Genomic DNA, 13,879 nt, shown 5'->3' with positions numbered 1-13,879 from the left:
GGAACTTAAATGCAAGCATTACAGGAAATACAAATCGAAAATAACTCGGAACTAGGAGCAGTTGTTTCTAGTAGAGTAGTAGCAAGCGAATTAGTAAGACAACATAAACATGTACTTGAGGGGATTGACGAAGTAGCTAAAAATAGTACAGCCGATATTTCGGCTCTATTTATTCCGCATCGATATAAAGCTAAAAATGGTAAGTACAACAGAGAATACCTACTCACTAAAGACGGTTTCACTTTATACATGTTCAATATTCAGGGTCATAACGATTTCAAAATGGCATACATTAATAAATTCAACGAAATGGAAAACGCGCTTCAAAACAGATTGCCAGGAACTTATAAAGAGGCATTGATTGAATTGTTAGAAACAGTTGAACGAAATGAACAATTAGAACTCGAAAACAACATGCAAAAACAAAAGATTGCTGAATATGAACCTAAAGCTTCTTATCTAGACACAATTTTGAACAACAAAAGTTTAGTGACAGTAGGTCAGATTGCAAAGGACTATGGTATGTCGGCTCAAGCACTAAACAAGTTGCTGCATAAATTAAAAGTACAGTACAAACAATCTGGACAATGGTTACTTTACTCGAATTTACATGATGAAGGATATACGCATTCATCAACTACAGAAATCGAGCATAAAGACGGCAGCACGTCAGTACGTATGAACACTAAATGGACGCAAAAGGGCAGACTGTTCATTTATGACTTGCTAAAAGATGAAGGCATCTTACCTACCATAGAAAAACAAATCGAACAATAGGAGGAATTTCAATGACGGATAAAATAAAAGGTTTGGAAGTAGATATATCTAAAGGAGAAACTCAAATGCAAGAAAACAAAGAACCTCGATGTGAAGATAATAACATCAAGGTTACTGGTTGGGAAATTGTTCATATTAATAGAAAACTAAATCTTTTCAATTACCTATTAATAGTTTTAGTGCTGTTAGAAGTAATCCAATTGTTCCTATAAGCGAAGGAATAACAGCTTTAAAAGTAACCTTCCAAAAAGCTTACCTACCTTTTGTGGTTATAAACCTTTTATTTGTTGTTCCCCATAAAGGAAAGCCATTAACGTAGAAAGTTTTATTGCTTATCTCAGAATAAATGTAATTTTCATCTAACATCTCTTCTAAATTAATATCGTCGCTTTCTATTATTATAGATCCTTTGATATAGGCGATTAATAGTTTCAAATATATACGAGGTGTAATTTTAAGCACCACCTTTAACTAGGAGATAACACTATTGTACGAAATTAAAATAATAAAAGCTATAGGAGGAAACGGAATGAGCAAACTATACAAAACAACCCTCCTCATCACAATGGCAGTTGTGACTTGGAAGGTTTGGAAGGTTGAGGGAAATATTAGAAAAATTTATCGTTCTTTATCACGTTCATCGAGAGAACTTCCGAAGCTATCAGCAAATTCAATGGCTTCAAGGTATTCATTGAAGAATAATTGACGACGACTTTTCATATATTCCCAATAATCAGAACGATTATTAAAATCGTCGGGCTTTTTAGCGCTCGGTAGTGTTTGAATATACGCTGCAGCAAACTGACTAGGATAGAAATTCGACATATTAATCACCTCCTTTCACTAGGAGATAACAACATTATACACGAAAGGAAGTAATTCAAATGACTAAAACTTGGTGGACTATGGAGGACTTAGTTAATGAAACTGGTCGCAGTCGTCCGTGGGTAATCAAAAACATTCTTGAGATTCCAAAGTATAAATCAATCATTCAAGAGTTTGGACATTACCCAGCAAACAATAATGATCATTACGCATTTATTGGTAGCAAGATGAAACAGTTTTTGGAGGAAAGATTCCAGGAAATTTATCACTTTAAGGAGGTGAGTAAATGAAAAGTTATTACTGGTCATTAGCATCATTTGCAGCATTTAGTTTTGTAATCATGTTTATTACAGAAGATTTTTTCAAAGGTGTCGGATTAGGTTTTCTAATCGCATTAGCTTCATATGTATTCTTTGAAGATTACTTTTTTCAAGAATTAAAAAAAGACTGATACTTGCACCAACAAGTAACAGTCAGAAACAGTTTTCAAATTAACTAATTTAAATATATCAAATTATCGGAGGACGTCAAACATGAATAAAGAATTAATAACTATTGAGTTGGAGACTTGGAATGAAAGAATTAGAAACGATGAACGTAAAAATATACAGATTAATGATTTATTGAGAGATAACCACAACAAACGAATTGAAATTGAAGATCTAGAAGTAACTATTGAAGAGTTGAACAGAAGAATAGAAGTACTTGAAATCGAAGAAGTAGAAGAATTGGAGGAAATTTAATGGTTACATTATTCGATTTGAAAGACTCGTACAAAGAAGTTTACGAGTTAATCGCCGAACAGGGCGAAGAACAAGTATTAATCGACACGTTATCAAGTATCGAAGATGCTTTCGAAGATAAAGCAGACGGTTATCAAGCAGTAATCCAATCATTAGAAGCAGATAATGCAGCTATTGATGAAGAGATTAAACGTTTAAGACAACGTAAAACATCTAACCAAAATGGCATTAAGCGACTTAAAGAGTCGTTGCAAGATGCCATGATCAACACAAACAAAACTAAATTCAAAACCGCATTGCACAGTTACTCTATCGCCAATAATCCTCCAAGTTTGGACATCGAAACAGAAAAGTACATTCCAAGTGAATACTGGGTATCACAAGTGCCTAAAGTTAATAAAAAAGACTTACTGGCAGACTTGAAAAAAGGCAAGGAAATCAAAGGTGTAACAGTTAAGCAATCTCAAAGTTTGAGGGTGAGATAGATGAGTGAAGAAAAACAGGAACTCAACTTATTTCAAAAGATAGCAGATGTTAAAGCTAATATAGATGGATTCACTAAAGATACTAAAGGCTACAACTACTCATATGTTAGTGGTTCGCAAGTATTACACAGAATTAGAAATAAGATGATTGAAAACAATTTATTACTTGTACCAAAAACATCAGAAGAAAATTACAAACAAATTGATGTGACAAGATTTAATAAAAAAGCTGGTCGTGAGATTACAACATCAGAATTTATCGTTGAAATGAAATTGACTTATGTGTGGATCAATGCAGACAAACCAGAAGAACAGTTCGAAGTAACATTTTATGCAGTAGGACAACAAGATGACGTTTCTAAAGCACATGGTACTGCACTAACTTACGCAGAAAGATACTTCTTAATGAAATTCTTCAATATTCCAACTGATGAAGATGATGCAGATGCAAAAGAAAAGCGCGAGCAATATACCAAACCAGATGCTAAAGCGATTGGGACATTAAAAGAAGAAATGTTGAAATTCAGCGAACTTATGCAGTCTGTAGGAAAACAAGTAAGCGTTGATGATGTCCAACAAAAACTAGGTATCAACGATGTTCAAAGTTTAAGTAATAGTCAAATCACTGTGTGCGTCAAAAAATTAGATAACTGGTCAAAACAAGCGAAGGAGAATGAATAATGATAAACAGAACAATTTTAGTAGGAAGATTAACACGTGATCCAGAATTTAGAACAACGCCAAGCGGAGTATCAGTAGCAACATTCACTTTAGCAGTTAATCGTACATTCAAAAACGCACAAGGCGAACGTGAAGCTGATTTCATTAACTGTGTTGTATTCCGTAAACAAGCGGAAAATGTTGACAAATATGTATCTAAAGGCAGTCAAGTAGGCGTAGATGGTCGCTTACAATCACGCAGCTATGAAAATAAAGAAGGTAATCGCGTATACGTTACAGAAGTTGTATGTGACAACGTTCAATTCTTAGAAACAAAAGGTACTCAAAAGCAGAATGGTCAACAACCTAAACAGTCATTAAGCAGTCAAGAAAATCCTTTTGCTAATGCTAATGGTCCTATTGATATTTCTGATGATGATCTTCCATTCTAGGAGTGGTTTAAATGCAAAGAATCACTAACTACATTCAAGAAGATGACGGTTCAATTACTGCCGTCATCAAGAATGTAACACTCGGTAATAAAGAAACATTATTACTGGATAACGGTATGGAAGTTGAAGTAGATGTGATACCTGTTGATCCATTCAAGATTACTGATAAGCAAAGACGTAAGATATTTGCACTTTGCAACGACATAGAAGCCTATACAGGTATGCCGAGAGATTACATGCGTTATATGTTTATGGATTACGTAGAAGTTCTTAATGGATATGCAGAACGCTTGTCATTGAGTAACTGCACACGCAAACAAGCAGCAGAAGTTATAGAGGTAGCGTTAGATTGGATATTCCATAACGATATACCACTAGCATATAAGACCAGTGAATTATTGAAGAATGACAAAGCATTTTTATACTGGTCCACAGTCAATCGTACATGCGTCATTTGTGGCAAAACTCATGCAGAGTTAGCACATTATCAAGCGGTAGGACGAGGACGCGATAGACGCAAGATAAGCCACTTAAACAATAAGGTGCTTGCATTATGTTCAGAACATCATAAGGAACAACATGCTATCGGTATGGATAGTTTCAATGAGAAATACCACTTAGAGAACAGTTGGGTAAAAGTCGATGATCGGCTTAATAAAATGTTGAAAGGAGTAAAAAAAGATGGCTACATTTAGAACCATAAAAGAGAGCGGCGACTTCGTAACAGTGCATAAAACATTTATTTACGATAGCAACCTAAGTGCCAAAGCTAAAGGTATATTACTGTATTTCCTTAGTAGACCAGATGACTGGCAAATCTACACATCAGAAGTTGTAAAACATATGAATGACGGTCAAAAAGCAATTAATAGCGGCATACAAGAATTAATAAAATATAAGTACGTACACAGAACACAAAAAAGAAATGCTAAAGGTGTATTTAACGGCTATGAATACCTAGTTTATGAGAAACCAACCGAAATGCCATTTTCGGAAAACGGAAAAACGGAAAACGGAAAATCGGAAAACGGGAAACGGCACACTACTAATAATAATAGAACTAAGAATGATTTAACTAATAATAATGACACAGTGTCTGAGTCATTAAAACATATAAGTAATGAATTAGAGATGATACAAAGCCCTTTAAAGATACAAGAGATAGAAGAATTAATTAAAAACTTAGGTAATGAAGCATTAGACATAGTAAAAGTAGCTACTGATTATACAAGAGATAACAACAAAGGTATTAACTACTTAATCAAAGTATTAACTAATTGGATTAAAGAAGATGTAGATACTAAAGAGAAAGCAGAGAACAAAGTTAAACCTAAAAAACAAAGTAGCAATATAGATGGAATGCTAGATGATCTACTAGGGAGTGATAGTTAATGTCTATGACTAAGAAACAAGCTGCAGAAGTAATTAAGTTTGCTAACAACGTTTATGAAATGAATTTTGATAGAGAGAAAGCAAAGTTATGGTTAGACATGCTAAGTGAGAACGGGGATTACGAGCCTACGATGAATACATTAAAGAAATACATCAAAGATGGTAATCCTTATCCACCTAAGATACCGAACATCATGCGTAGTTACCCTAAGCAACTAGAACATAAGGTTGATGAAAAGACAAAGGAACATCAAAGCAAAATGGCGAATGATCCAAAGTATCGAGAGGAACGAGTAAAAGCATTACAAACTTTAAGAAATAAAATGAGAGAGTTCGGGGGCGAGAATTATGTATAACATCAATGAGATAGAAAGCACTATCGTTGCGAGCCTATTAAAAAAGCCGGACCTTCTCCAAAAGTTAAGAGTAAAGCCCGACATGTTCACAAATGTTGGTTACTCCTATTTTATCACATTCATCTTAGAAAAAGGGAGTGTGGAATTAAATGAGTTATTTATCAAAAGTGCTAAAGACAAAGGTTTTATCAGCAACGACGAACTAGCACATCTTTACAATACTGATTTTGTCGGAGTCGGCTACTTCGAATCATATCAAGACGACATCATACACGCTTACCAACGCAGAGAATCGGAACGGCTAGCCAACATGTATCAACAAGATGATACGACAAGCATAAGAGAACTGATAGATAACTTACAGGCAATCGAATTATTAGATAAAACGGAAGATACAGGAACGAAAGAATATGTAAACGAATTGATTGAGGAAATTTATAGTGATGCACCGAATAACAAAATTAAAACGGGCTTTCCACTTATGGATTATAAAATCGGAGGTTTTGAGCCAAGCCAATTGGTCGTCATCGCAGCGCGTCCGTCAGTCGGCAAAACTGCATTCGCGTTGAACCTCTTATGGAATGTTGCTAAGAGCGGTTATCAAACAACATTCTTCTCTATTGAAACGACCGGTAAAAATGTTTTGCAAAGAATGCTCGCCAGCATTTGCAAAATCGAGTTAACGAAAATTAAAGAGGTATCAAACTTAACTGTCGATGACATAACCAACCTTACTAAAGGCTTGGACGACATTATGCACAATAATGTGAACATTGTCGCTAAGAGTAGTATAACGACACAGGACGTGAGAGCGCAAACAATGAAACAAACAGATAAACCGCAAGTCATATTTATCGACTATCTCCAATTAATGCAGACCGACGCAAAGATAGATAGACGGGTAGCAATAGAAAGAATCTCACGCGATCTAAAAATCATAGCAAATGAGACAGACGCAATCATCGTAATCTTATCTCAATTAAGTCGTGGTGTTGAGTCACGTAATGACAAACGGCCGATGTTATCAGATATGAAAGAGTCCGGCGGTATCGAGGCAGACGCTTCAATAGCAATGCTGCTTTATCGTGAAGATTATTACGACAAAGATATTGAAGAAGAGGACGGCAAGTCCACAGTCGAATGTAATATCGCCAAGAATAAAGACGGCGAAACAGGCGTAATTGAATTTGATTTCTATAAACGTATACAGAGGTTTTACACATGACATTTCCAACATTCAGATTACAAGAATTACTAGGCAATATGTTCAGAAACGAATACAAAAACGATCCGATTATACAAAAACATATTTTAGAGCTGGGTTGGGCGATAGACAGATTAATTAAAAGAAATGAAATCACACCATTCGATGATTATGAAGTTGTTATGAAGAAAGCATTAAAAGAAATGGATTGGAGTGCTGTAAATGGAACGCAGAGAAGAGAAGGTTAGAATACGATACACCATAGATTTCGAAAAGAAAATTCCATTGAATTTAAAACCGTACGAAACGGTTGATGACTACATCGAGGAAATCGCAGACGACATATTTTATAACACAGATGACTGGTTAGACGGTGATGTAAGAGACATCGACAACGTAAGGGGGATATAAGCATGGCAATAGTTTATTACAATGACAGAGCATTTACATTATCAGAGGAAAAAGTCAAGCATGCACATAATATAGGCTTGAATATGATTACTATTCAATATCGTTTAGATGAAGGTTGGGGGTTAGATGATGCTATTTCATTATCTCCTGAGTATGTAATGAAAAACGGCGTGATATGTGCAGCATTTATCTTGCCGGAAGTCAGTTACTACTTACCGCTTGAAACATTAGAAGATAACGCAATCAAAAGTTTAACGGCGTTCAGAAAAAGATTAGAGAACAATAAAAGCATAGATGGCTTATTAAAAGAAAACAATTTTTACTTCGTAGACAGAAATTCACGTACTGAATACGACTTGGCACTTGAAGATGTAATGCGCAGAAAAAGAGCAGAAGAACGGGCAAGAGAACGTAAGAGAACCGAAAAGCCATGGCTATATGATGGCACACCGCAATGTGTGAAACCTAGCAAATGGTACAAGCATTTAGCAGAAAACGACATATTTATTAAGGTGGTGCAGTAAATGATTAAAATACATGAACTCAATCAAAGTGATCGTATCATTATTTACAACTATAAAGGCATGAACATTGCAGACGGTGGACATTGTGCGACAGTCATTGACTTATCTAAAAAGAATTTTGAATATGATACGGCAATCGTAAGAACGGACGGACAAGAAAAGGTTTTAGAACTTACTGATGAAGATTATTTCGACAAGTTGCCTATCAGTCATAAGAAGATGGAAAGCAAAAGCATACATTCTCCGCGTATAAAGGGACTTAAAATAACACCGCCGTTAAAAAGTGATAGAACACCAGCACATTATGCCGGTACAGATAATGTAGATGTTATTGAATTTACGAGACAACAATTTGGAAATGAGGAATGGATTGCAGCAATGAAGTTCAACATCATCAAATACACTACAAGATTAGGGCGTAAGGACGATATAGACAAAGAGCTGGATAAGATTATCGATTATGCACAAAGACTCAAGGAGGAGCTGGCACATGAGTAAAGTTTATCTGGCACATTCGATTGCAACGACAGGGGAATTCAATCACTCAATCGAGACGGCGAAGAAAATTATGAAATTAGGTTACGAAGTTTACGCACCGGCATTGAACAATGCGATCAATGATAAGTCCAACAATCCGACACCTAAAGATATTTACAACGGCGATGTGACTGAAATATTGAGTAGTGATTATGTGGTAGTGAATGTCAACGGCGGTACACAGGACGGTACCATTTCAGAAATCGGATTGGTTGCGGGACTGAATGAATGCGGACGAGATATTCCGATTATTGCTTACACAAGCAACAAACGCTTACTGCAACCGCAATTTTATCAAGGTATCGCCAGTGCTTCAGCTAATCACTTGGTACTCGGAATGATTGAGAAGTGGGGAAGTTTCGTAGGTTCGGAAGAAGATATGCTGAAACGGTTGGAGGATTGTTAATGGCAGATATTATTAAAAAGATTAATCAGCTACTCGGTATCAAAGACGGTTATCAAGCACCGGCACGCATGATGGAAATTATCACATCAGATGAAAGAGAAACGTATTTCAAACAATTCTTAGAAGCATTTGATTACAACGTGAATTACGACTGGTTCCACGAATACTTTCAAGAAGAACATGCAGAACGTAAAACGAAAAAACAGGACTTCACACCGAAGTCGATAAGCAGATTAATGAATCACATTGTGGGCAATCATCAAGGCAGTTACTACGAACCGGCAGCCGGTACAGGCGGAATACTGATTGAACGTTGGCACCAAGACAGATTGCAAGTCAGTCCTTTCGAGTATGAACCGCGTATGTATTATTACGAAGCAGAAGAATTGTCAGACAGAACAATACCATTCTTGTTATTCAACATGATGATACGAGGCATGAACGGTACAGTCGTGCAGTGCGATGTACTGACGAGAGAAGCATACGGCGCATGGTTTATACAAAATGACAACAATGATCATATGCAGTTCAGTTCACTGAATCGATTGCCATACAGCAAATGGACGGAAAAAGAATTGAACGTGAAATTTATCGAACAGAATTATGCAGAAGTAAAACAGACGGAGGATATACCGCAATGGCTGGCAGAGAACTTACAAACGGAATTAAACAGCGTTTCAAACTAAATACCGTAGGACGTTCACCAAGCGAAATACAGCGTGATTTAGAGCAGATGGGCGTAAAGGGATTCGTAGTATACATGAGTCCCTCTCGCGTCACTGTGTTAGCAGATAGAGCAGACTATGAAAGTAACAGGAGGAAATGGAATGGTAAAAATTAAAGTGAAGAAAGAATTTACAAAGAGAGAATTTATCAAATACCTGTTGGAACAAGATGATATAGAAGTGGATTTGGAAAATTATCATATTGAATATCACGAAGGTATTAGAACAGATGTAATCAAACCTGAAATTTCAGGCAAGTTCCCTATCAGTTTTAATCATGATACGAAAATGATTGAACTGTATGTCGAAGAAGAAGTTACAAAATATTCAGAGATACCTAACTTAGTTGAACTGTACGACTTGGAAACAGGAAAAGGACCAGAGACACTTATGCATCAAAAAGCACTCGTAAATAACTTTATTGAAAATGAAGCAGTAATTGCACTTTATGCAATGAATGATGATTACACTCTCGCCCTACTGTGGACGAGAGAAGGAGGTATGGTGGAATGATACCTAAATTTAGAGTATGGGATATAGACGAAGAAGAAATGCTTTATACCGAAGAGAGTTTAGTCGTGTATTTTTGTGATGCAGGAATTGTTGCTACAGAGCCCGAAAACCCTAATAAATTTTTTATAGATATAGAAAATTTTGAACTTATGCAATCCACAGGGTTGAAAGATATAAACGGTAAAGAGATTTATATTGGCGACTTAGTGAAGTGCGACTTGAATATCAACGACACAATTGATGAACGTGTGTATGAAGTGGTTGACAATGGATTTGAATTAATTTTGGAACATGTTTTTACTGCATGGCACTTATCCGAATGTATAAATTCTGTCGAAGTCATAGGAAATATCCACCAAAATCCTAACTTACTGGAGGCTGATAGTCATGAGCGATAAAGAACGTGCAGACAAATACCGCAAGGCGTATTACGAATTACTTGATGATATTAAGATGTACCGCAGCGAATGGGCAGAGTTAGAGCATTACATCAGACTGAAAATACAGTGGAATCCTAGCAGTTCACAGTATAAGAATGTGAGACATGAAATGGATCGAATTAAGGGAGGAATTGTGGAATGAAACCACGTGATTACGAAAAAGCTTGGCACACGCTGAAAGAAGATATGATGGACGACTATGTTTGTGTACACAAGCAAGCAGATAAGATTAAACATCGTGTAAGTCAATGTTATGAATCGCAAGTAGCGAATCTTATAGTTGCCAAGGATGAATTACAAACTTGGTTAATGCACATGGACTATTTAGACGGCACACATGAGTTCAGTAATTTAAAGCATGATTTAGAGAGGGGTAATTAAATGGATTACAAATATGAAAAAGCAATAATAAATCAAAGTGAATTAAATCGTGAGTCTGGGCGTAAAAAGAACATGGAACTTATTGATGAGTTGAAAGAAGTCTATCGTAAAGCAAAAGCATTTGATGAAGTCTTAGATGTATCTAGTTGGAATGCTATGGACGTAGGCGACGCAGTACACAGTATAGTTAGAGAATATGAGGAGGAAAATATTAATGAATAATTTAATCAAACAAGTAGAACAATGGAGTAAAGATAAAGGATTAGATAAAGGTAATCCGGACAGACAAGCACTTAAATTCTATGAAGAAGCCGGGGAAGTAGCAGCAGCATTATCACGTGGGCAATCAGAAGCATTGAAGGACGGTATCGGGGACACAGTAGTTACGCTTATCATTCTTGCACAACAACATGGTATGACGTTAGAAGAATGCTTGCAGTTTGCATATGACGAGGTTGCTGGACGTAAAGGTAAGATGATCAACGGAACATTTGTTAAGGAATCAGATTTATAAATTGCTTGGCGGTTCGTCCGCCTTGCTTTTGAGGAGGTAAGATAATGAAATTCGGTCAAAATCTTAAACGCATTAGAAAACGCATGAATATGACTCAAGAGGAATTAGCCACAAAAATGGAAATTTCACGGTCTTATTTAAGTGATATTGAAAATAGAAGGACAAACCTTAGCATAAAAACAGTTAAGAAATTAGCGGACAGTTTAGGACTATCAGTCAATGATTTATTTAATGACGATACTACATTTTAGGAGGTGCTGCGTAAATGAACAATTGGATAAATAGCCCGGCTAATCCTAGCAATCCTGCATCACCAATGAACCCAATGAATCAAGGTGAAAATAGTAAGGAGTTTGCACTTATAGACGTTTTATGGGCTATAGGTATAGTTGGTTTGATATGTGTGTTTATTATTATAGTTGTTTTAATTATAACAAGGTAAGGAGTGACGCAATGCAATTTCTAGTACGCAAAACACACCACACAACAGGTGAGGTTTTTCTTGATGTAACTAGAGCTAAGGAGAATGAAGAATTTATTGTAGTGGACGCAGAAAATAAGGAAGATGCGAAAGAAAAGGTTAAGAAACATAAAGGATTATTGGAAGTAGTACCATCTAGTTTTAATAACGGTCCTATTAGTAGAGCGTTAAAAGCTGGTATGTATAGAAAGGACAGTGACCTATGAAACAAATACTCAAACTATTATTAACACTTGTGCTCTACGAAGCAGCTAAATACATCACTGAACAACTTATTATTCACGCAACACAGAACGATGATGTGGAAGCACCTGCAGACTTTAATATAGACGATCATATACATCTTAATAATATTAAGGCGGAGGTAAGTGAATGATGTGGATAGCACTAACCATTCTCTTCGCTCTCCTTTCACTTGTGCTTAATATGGCGAACAGAGAACTGAATCAGGAATTGAAGATACAGAAATATATTATACAAACGCTGACTAAAAGAAATGATGATGCAGATATTAATAACCATAAACATCTAAATGACTCAAAGGAAGTGGATAAATGAGTTATGCGAACAGAGGCAAGTGGTTGGAATCAGTAATCACACATGTAAATCAGATATATGAAATGAACAACAAAGCAATCATACGTAAGGTGCCGACAGATATTAATTACAACACACGCACAGGCAAAGCATTCTTTAAAGCTAAAGGTATGGTGGACTTCGTAGGTATCAGTAACGGCAAGATGATAGCCTTTGATGCTAAGAATACTAAAGGTAAAAGCATACCATTCAATAACATACAACCGCACCAAGTAGATTACTTACAGAAAATTAAAGCACATGGCGGCGCAGCTTTCTTACTTATCTATTTCGAACGTTATCAAGAGTTATATGCATTGGATATTGATGAATATGTAGGATTAGAAGAAACGTTGGATAGAAAAAGCATTCCGTATAGTTACTTTGAAAATATAGAACCAGTACAAAGTAGAAACGGTATAGCATTTGATTACTTAGATATTATGTGAATAAGGACCATAATGATAGATTTTATAAAAAATAGCTGGGGGTTTCTCATGAAATTAGGTAGTGCAGATATTAAGAAGCTAGAAGAGTTGTGGATTTACCATGAAGAGTTGAAAGGGCAACTCGCATATAGAAGATATGAATTACTATATCAACCTAGTGATAAAAATGTAGGAGGTGGTAAATCTAACTTGCCGGGCAAGCCAGTAGAGCAAGAAGTAATTAAACTTAATAAGGACAACCTGTATAGAAACCTAACTGAATCAATCATGGCAGTTGAAGATGTGTATAGGAATGCAACTAAGGAACAGAAGCTGATAGCACAATATCGCTATTGGGAAAAAGACCTTGCTATATATGAATGGCCGGACATTGCTCATGAGATAACTAAACAGAGAGAAGATGATAAAATTATCAGTAAAGACGCAGCGCTAAGAATGCGTAATAAGATGATGAGAGAAACAGCTAAAAAGATAGGCTGGGTTACAAAAGAGTAACCGCACTTTCGAGGTTGTAGAAGTGCGGTGTGTCAATAGCTTATTATGATAGTATAGGTTTTTACCTAGAGAAATAAAACAGGGCGTGTCATTCTAAGATACGCATTTGATTAGATACACGGTTCTTCAAACACACTATATTATACGAGGCACATCACATTGTGGTGTGTCTTCTTTGTGCTTATTGATATGAACACTACACATGAACTCCAACTATATAACTATTAGTCATGCTCGTAGTGTTGATATGAGTTAGCATATGTCATTACAAAGGAGGAGACACAGTGGAAGTAGTAGTTGTATATGGACCACCATTGAGCGGTAAGACAACGTATGTGAAAGAAAACATAACAGATGATGATATAGTATTCGACTATGACGCTATGGCTCAAGCTATAACCTTTGGTGACTATCAAGATAATAAACCTAATACACAAGATATACTCTTGATATTACGTAATACTATGATTGATTGCACACAAATTAAGAAGGCAGGTAAGTTATACATCATTACTACATTCTTATCTAAGAAG

33 protein-coding genes and 1 pseudogene are annotated in these 13,879 nt (G+C 36.0%); 33 read left to right on the top strand and 1 reads right to left on the bottom strand.

Translation table 11 applies throughout. The annotated features are described in order from the left end of the window. Window positions 1-9 precede the first annotated feature (9 nt). From A4G25_RS03765 to A4G25_RS13190, 3 genes and pseudogenes are all read left to right on the top strand, one after another. Window positions 10-777 (top strand): phage antirepressor KilAC domain-containing protein, encoded by a 768-nt coding sequence (locus A4G25_RS03765; RefSeq protein ID WP_047130981.1) that lies wholly within the window; start codon window positions 10-12, stop codon window positions 775-777. Window positions 778-788: 11 nt separating this feature from the next. Next, the gene (locus A4G25_RS03760; protein ID WP_046100573.1) at window positions 789-989 is read left to right on the top strand and encodes a hypothetical protein; all 201 of its coding nucleotides are present in this window, start codon (window positions 789-791) and stop codon (window positions 987-989) included. Window positions 990-1,306: 317 nt separating this feature from the next. Then, window positions 1,307-1,393 (top strand): annotated as a pseudogene (locus A4G25_RS13190) (hypothetical protein); the annotation flags it as partial. Between the two features lie 2 nt (window positions 1,394-1,395). On the opposite strand, the gene A4G25_RS03755 reads toward A4G25_RS13190, so the two are convergent. After that, window positions 1,396-1,602 carry a hypothetical protein gene (locus A4G25_RS03755; RefSeq protein WP_046100574.1) on the bottom strand — a complete coding sequence of 69 codons (207 nt, stop codon included), beginning with the start codon at window positions 1,600-1,602 and terminating at the stop codon, window positions 1,396-1,398. Between the two features lie 59 nt (window positions 1,603-1,661). Here A4G25_RS03755 and A4G25_RS03750 point away from each other — a divergent pair, with 59 nt between their 5' ends. The 30 genes from A4G25_RS03750 (at window position 1,662) to A4G25_RS03615 (ending at window position 13,346) form a co-directional block, all read left to right on the top strand. Beyond that, entirely contained in the window at window positions 1,662-1,892 is a 231-nt protein-coding gene (locus A4G25_RS03750) for a DUF771 domain-containing protein (RefSeq protein WP_047130979.1), read from the top strand. After that, window positions 1,889-2,053, top strand: a complete 165-nt coding sequence (locus A4G25_RS12945; protein ID WP_156483154.1) for a hypothetical protein — start codon at window positions 1,889-1,891, stop codon at window positions 2,051-2,053. Before A4G25_RS03750 ends, A4G25_RS12945 begins: the two co-directional genes overlap by 4 nt. 82 nt (window positions 2,054-2,135) lie before the next feature. After that, on the top strand, window positions 2,136-2,345 hold the full coding sequence (locus A4G25_RS03745) for a hypothetical protein (RefSeq protein WP_047130978.1): 210 nt from the start codon (window positions 2,136-2,138) through the stop codon (window positions 2,343-2,345). Further along, window positions 2,345-2,830 (top strand): siphovirus Gp157 family protein, encoded by a 486-nt coding sequence (locus A4G25_RS03740; RefSeq protein WP_047130977.1) that lies wholly within the window; start codon window positions 2,345-2,347, stop codon window positions 2,828-2,830. The genes A4G25_RS03745 and A4G25_RS03740 overlap by 1 nt, the downstream gene beginning before the upstream one ends. Then, window positions 2,831-3,511 carry an ERF family protein gene (locus A4G25_RS03735; protein ID WP_047130976.1) on the top strand — a complete coding sequence of 227 codons (681 nt, stop codon included), beginning with the start codon at window positions 2,831-2,833 and terminating at the stop codon, window positions 3,509-3,511. It abuts the gene before it with no gap. Next, the gene (gene ssb / locus A4G25_RS03730) at window positions 3,511-3,942 is read left to right on the top strand and encodes a single-stranded DNA-binding protein (protein ID WP_047130975.1); all 432 of its coding nucleotides are present in this window, start codon (window positions 3,511-3,513) and stop codon (window positions 3,940-3,942) included. Before A4G25_RS03735 ends, ssb begins: the two co-directional genes overlap by 1 nt. An 11-nt stretch (window positions 3,943-3,953) precedes the next feature. Continuing rightward, window positions 3,954-4,637 (top strand): putative HNHc nuclease, encoded by a 684-nt coding sequence (locus A4G25_RS03725; RefSeq protein ID WP_047130974.1) that lies wholly within the window; start codon window positions 3,954-3,956, stop codon window positions 4,635-4,637. Continuing rightward, window positions 4,624-5,334, top strand: a complete 711-nt coding sequence (locus tag A4G25_RS03720) for a DnaD domain protein (RefSeq protein WP_047130973.1) — start codon at window positions 4,624-4,626, stop codon at window positions 5,332-5,334. The genes A4G25_RS03725 and A4G25_RS03720 overlap by 14 nt, the downstream gene beginning before the upstream one ends. Continuing rightward, a complete protein-coding gene (locus A4G25_RS03715; protein ID WP_047130972.1) occupies window positions 5,334-5,690 on the top strand; it encodes a hypothetical protein in 357 nt (118 codons plus the stop codon). Before A4G25_RS03720 ends, A4G25_RS03715 begins: the two co-directional genes overlap by 1 nt. Further along, window positions 5,680-6,915, top strand: coding sequence for a DnaB helicase C-terminal domain-containing protein (locus tag A4G25_RS03710; protein WP_408641260.1), 1,236 nt, complete (start codon window positions 5,680-5,682; stop codon window positions 6,913-6,915). The genes A4G25_RS03715 and A4G25_RS03710 overlap by 11 nt, the downstream gene beginning before the upstream one ends. Continuing rightward, complete coding sequence (locus tag A4G25_RS03705) at window positions 6,912-7,142, top strand: hypothetical protein (RefSeq protein WP_047130970.1); 231 nt, start codon at window positions 6,912-6,914, stop codon at window positions 7,140-7,142. Before A4G25_RS03710 ends, A4G25_RS03705 begins: the two co-directional genes overlap by 4 nt. After that, window positions 7,117-7,305: a hypothetical protein gene (locus A4G25_RS03700; RefSeq protein WP_047130969.1), complete on the top strand. Its 189-nt coding sequence runs from the start codon at window positions 7,117-7,119 to the stop codon at window positions 7,303-7,305. The genes A4G25_RS03705 and A4G25_RS03700 overlap by 26 nt, the downstream gene beginning before the upstream one ends. 2 nt (window positions 7,306-7,307) lie before the next feature. Continuing rightward, window positions 7,308-7,829: a hypothetical protein gene (locus A4G25_RS03695; protein ID WP_047130968.1), complete on the top strand. Its 522-nt coding sequence runs from the start codon at window positions 7,308-7,310 to the stop codon at window positions 7,827-7,829. Further along, entirely contained in the window at window positions 7,830-8,327 is a 498-nt protein-coding gene (locus A4G25_RS03690; protein WP_047130967.1) for a DUF3310 domain-containing protein, read from the top strand. Beyond that, window positions 8,320-8,772 carry a nucleoside 2-deoxyribosyltransferase gene (locus tag A4G25_RS03685; protein ID WP_047130966.1) on the top strand — a complete coding sequence of 151 codons (453 nt, stop codon included), beginning with the start codon at window positions 8,320-8,322 and terminating at the stop codon, window positions 8,770-8,772. The genes A4G25_RS03690 and A4G25_RS03685 overlap by 8 nt, the downstream gene beginning before the upstream one ends. Next, on the top strand, window positions 8,772-9,458 hold the full coding sequence (locus A4G25_RS03680; protein WP_174531717.1) for an N-6 DNA methylase: 687 nt from the start codon (window positions 8,772-8,774) through the stop codon (window positions 9,456-9,458). The genes A4G25_RS03685 and A4G25_RS03680 overlap by 1 nt, the downstream gene beginning before the upstream one ends. Beyond that, complete coding sequence (locus A4G25_RS03675) at window positions 9,410-9,613, top strand: hypothetical protein (protein WP_063164614.1); 204 nt, start codon at window positions 9,410-9,412, stop codon at window positions 9,611-9,613. The genes A4G25_RS03680 and A4G25_RS03675 overlap by 49 nt, the downstream gene beginning before the upstream one ends. After that, the gene (locus tag A4G25_RS03670; protein WP_047133049.1) at window positions 9,600-10,010 is read left to right on the top strand and encodes a hypothetical protein; all 411 of its coding nucleotides are present in this window, start codon (window positions 9,600-9,602) and stop codon (window positions 10,008-10,010) included. Before A4G25_RS03675 ends, A4G25_RS03670 begins: the two co-directional genes overlap by 14 nt. Continuing rightward, a complete protein-coding gene (locus tag A4G25_RS03665; RefSeq protein WP_063164613.1) occupies window positions 10,007-10,408 on the top strand; it encodes a YopX family protein in 402 nt (133 codons plus the stop codon). The genes A4G25_RS03670 and A4G25_RS03665 overlap by 4 nt, the downstream gene beginning before the upstream one ends. Continuing rightward, window positions 10,398-10,592, top strand: a complete 195-nt coding sequence (locus A4G25_RS03660) for a hypothetical protein (protein ID WP_047132963.1) — start codon at window positions 10,398-10,400, stop codon at window positions 10,590-10,592. Before A4G25_RS03665 ends, A4G25_RS03660 begins: the two co-directional genes overlap by 11 nt. Next, window positions 10,589-10,831, top strand: coding sequence for a hypothetical protein (locus A4G25_RS03655; RefSeq protein WP_047132962.1), 243 nt, complete (start codon window positions 10,589-10,591; stop codon window positions 10,829-10,831). The genes A4G25_RS03660 and A4G25_RS03655 overlap by 4 nt, the downstream gene beginning before the upstream one ends. Continuing rightward, on the top strand, window positions 10,832-11,053 hold the full coding sequence (locus tag A4G25_RS03650) for a hypothetical protein (protein ID WP_047132961.1): 222 nt from the start codon (window positions 10,832-10,834) through the stop codon (window positions 11,051-11,053). Then, window positions 11,046-11,345: a MazG-like family protein gene (locus A4G25_RS03645; RefSeq protein ID WP_063164612.1), complete on the top strand. Its 300-nt coding sequence runs from the start codon at window positions 11,046-11,048 to the stop codon at window positions 11,343-11,345. Before A4G25_RS03650 ends, A4G25_RS03645 begins: the two co-directional genes overlap by 8 nt. A gap of 44 nt (window positions 11,346-11,389) precedes the next feature. Beyond that, complete coding sequence (locus tag A4G25_RS03640; RefSeq protein ID WP_047133007.1) at window positions 11,390-11,596, top strand: helix-turn-helix transcriptional regulator; 207 nt, start codon at window positions 11,390-11,392, stop codon at window positions 11,594-11,596. Window positions 11,597-11,610: 14 nt separating this feature from the next. Further along, window positions 11,611-11,787: a hypothetical protein gene (locus A4G25_RS12940; RefSeq protein ID WP_156483153.1), complete on the top strand. Its 177-nt coding sequence runs from the start codon at window positions 11,611-11,613 to the stop codon at window positions 11,785-11,787. Between the two features lie 11 nt (window positions 11,788-11,798). Further along, window positions 11,799-12,032 (top strand): DUF1381 domain-containing protein, encoded by a 234-nt coding sequence (locus A4G25_RS13125; protein WP_047133008.1) that lies wholly within the window; start codon window positions 11,799-11,801, stop codon window positions 12,030-12,032. Beyond that, on the top strand, window positions 12,029-12,202 hold the full coding sequence (gene rinB / locus A4G25_RS03630) for a transcriptional activator RinB (RefSeq protein ID WP_047133009.1): 174 nt from the start codon (window positions 12,029-12,031) through the stop codon (window positions 12,200-12,202). The genes A4G25_RS13125 and rinB overlap by 4 nt, the downstream gene beginning before the upstream one ends. Further along, window positions 12,199-12,384: a hypothetical protein gene (locus tag A4G25_RS13040; RefSeq protein ID WP_232011926.1), complete on the top strand. Its 186-nt coding sequence runs from the start codon at window positions 12,199-12,201 to the stop codon at window positions 12,382-12,384. Before rinB ends, A4G25_RS13040 begins: the two co-directional genes overlap by 4 nt. Next, window positions 12,381-12,851 (top strand): Holliday junction resolvase RecU, encoded by a 471-nt coding sequence (locus tag A4G25_RS03620; protein ID WP_047133010.1) that lies wholly within the window; start codon window positions 12,381-12,383, stop codon window positions 12,849-12,851. The genes A4G25_RS13040 and A4G25_RS03620 overlap by 4 nt, the downstream gene beginning before the upstream one ends. A gap of 48 nt (window positions 12,852-12,899) precedes the next feature. Beyond that, window positions 12,900-13,346, top strand: a complete 447-nt coding sequence (locus tag A4G25_RS03615; protein ID WP_047133011.1) for a transcriptional regulator — start codon at window positions 12,900-12,902, stop codon at window positions 13,344-13,346. The last annotated feature ends 533 nt before the right edge of the window (window positions 13,347-13,879 follow it).

The organism is Staphylococcus condimenti (assembly GCF_001618885.1).
Classification (GTDB): Bacteria; Bacillota; Bacilli; order Staphylococcales; family Staphylococcaceae; genus Staphylococcus; species Staphylococcus condimenti.
This window is presented reverse-complemented; position numbering and strand designations above follow the sequence as displayed.

Bases quoted from the DNA above. Each gene is read 5' to 3' on its own strand.
- A4G25_RS03705 (WP_047130970.1), top strand. From the start codon at position 6,912: ATGACATTTCCAACATTCAGATTACAAGAATTACTAGGCAATATGTTC.
- A4G25_RS03655 (WP_047132962.1), top strand. From the start codon at position 10,589: ATGAAACCACGTGATTACGAAAAAGCTTGGCACACGCTGAAAGAAGAT.
- A4G25_RS03660 (WP_047132963.1), top strand. From the start codon at position 10,398: ATGAGCGATAAAGAACGTGCAGACAAATACCGCAAGGCGTATTACGAA.
- A4G25_RS03695 (WP_047130968.1), top strand. From the start codon at position 7,308: ATGGCAATAGTTTATTACAATGACAGAGCATTTACATTATCAGAGGAA.
- A4G25_RS03760 (WP_046100573.1), top strand. From the start codon at position 789: ATGACGGATAAAATAAAAGGTTTGGAAGTAGATATATCTAAAGGAGAA.
- A4G25_RS03745 (WP_047130978.1), top strand. From the start codon at position 2,136: ATGAATAAAGAATTAATAACTATTGAGTTGGAGACTTGGAATGAAAGA.
- A4G25_RS03645 (WP_063164612.1), top strand. From the start codon at position 11,046: ATGAATAATTTAATCAAACAAGTAGAACAATGGAGTAAAGATAAAGGA.
- A4G25_RS03665 (WP_063164613.1), top strand. From the start codon at position 10,007: ATGATACCTAAATTTAGAGTATGGGATATAGACGAAGAAGAAATGCTT.
- A4G25_RS03670 (WP_047133049.1), top strand. From the start codon at position 9,600: ATGGTAAAAATTAAAGTGAAGAAAGAATTTACAAAGAGAGAATTTATC.
- A4G25_RS03755 (WP_046100574.1), bottom strand. From the start codon at position 1,602: ATGTCGAATTTCTATCCTAGTCAGTTTGCTGCAGCGTATATTCAAACA.
- A4G25_RS03715 (WP_047130972.1), top strand. From the start codon at position 5,334: ATGTCTATGACTAAGAAACAAGCTGCAGAAGTAATTAAGTTTGCTAAC.
- A4G25_RS03685 (WP_047130966.1), top strand. From the start codon at position 8,320: ATGAGTAAAGTTTATCTGGCACATTCGATTGCAACGACAGGGGAATTC.
- A4G25_RS03720 (WP_047130973.1), top strand. From the start codon at position 4,624: ATGGCTACATTTAGAACCATAAAAGAGAGCGGCGACTTCGTAACAGTG.
- A4G25_RS03700 (WP_047130969.1), top strand. From the start codon at position 7,117: ATGGAACGCAGAGAAGAGAAGGTTAGAATACGATACACCATAGATTTC.
- A4G25_RS03680 (WP_174531717.1), top strand. From the start codon at position 8,772: ATGGCAGATATTATTAAAAAGATTAATCAGCTACTCGGTATCAAAGAC.
- A4G25_RS13040 (WP_232011926.1), top strand. From the start codon at position 12,199: ATGATGTGGATAGCACTAACCATTCTCTTCGCTCTCCTTTCACTTGTG.
- A4G25_RS03675 (WP_063164614.1), top strand. From the start codon at position 9,410: ATGGCTGGCAGAGAACTTACAAACGGAATTAAACAGCGTTTCAAACTA.
- A4G25_RS03640 (WP_047133007.1), top strand. From the start codon at position 11,390: ATGAAATTCGGTCAAAATCTTAAACGCATTAGAAAACGCATGAATATG.
- ssb (WP_047130975.1), top strand. From the start codon at position 3,511: ATGATAAACAGAACAATTTTAGTAGGAAGATTAACACGTGATCCAGAA.
- A4G25_RS03650 (WP_047132961.1), top strand. From the start codon at position 10,832: ATGGATTACAAATATGAAAAAGCAATAATAAATCAAAGTGAATTAAAT.
- A4G25_RS12940 (WP_156483153.1), top strand. From the start codon at position 11,611: ATGAACAATTGGATAAATAGCCCGGCTAATCCTAGCAATCCTGCATCA.
- A4G25_RS13125 (WP_047133008.1), top strand. From the start codon at position 11,799: ATGCAATTTCTAGTACGCAAAACACACCACACAACAGGTGAGGTTTTT.
- A4G25_RS03750 (WP_047130979.1), top strand. From the start codon at position 1,662: ATGACTAAAACTTGGTGGACTATGGAGGACTTAGTTAATGAAACTGGT.
- A4G25_RS03740 (WP_047130977.1), top strand. From the start codon at position 2,345: ATGGTTACATTATTCGATTTGAAAGACTCGTACAAAGAAGTTTACGAG.
- A4G25_RS03615 (WP_047133011.1), top strand. From the start codon at position 12,900: ATGAAATTAGGTAGTGCAGATATTAAGAAGCTAGAAGAGTTGTGGATT.
- A4G25_RS12945 (WP_156483154.1), top strand. From the start codon at position 1,889: ATGAAAAGTTATTACTGGTCATTAGCATCATTTGCAGCATTTAGTTTT.
- A4G25_RS03725 (WP_047130974.1), top strand. From the start codon at position 3,954: ATGCAAAGAATCACTAACTACATTCAAGAAGATGACGGTTCAATTACT.
- A4G25_RS03735 (WP_047130976.1), top strand. From the start codon at position 2,831: ATGAGTGAAGAAAAACAGGAACTCAACTTATTTCAAAAGATAGCAGAT.
- A4G25_RS03765 (WP_047130981.1), top strand. From the start codon at position 10: ATGCAAGCATTACAGGAAATACAAATCGAAAATAACTCGGAACTAGGA.
- A4G25_RS03690 (WP_047130967.1), top strand. From the start codon at position 7,830: ATGATTAAAATACATGAACTCAATCAAAGTGATCGTATCATTATTTAC.
- rinB (WP_047133009.1), top strand. From the start codon at position 12,029: ATGAAACAAATACTCAAACTATTATTAACACTTGTGCTCTACGAAGCA.
- A4G25_RS03620 (WP_047133010.1), top strand. From the start codon at position 12,381: ATGAGTTATGCGAACAGAGGCAAGTGGTTGGAATCAGTAATCACACAT.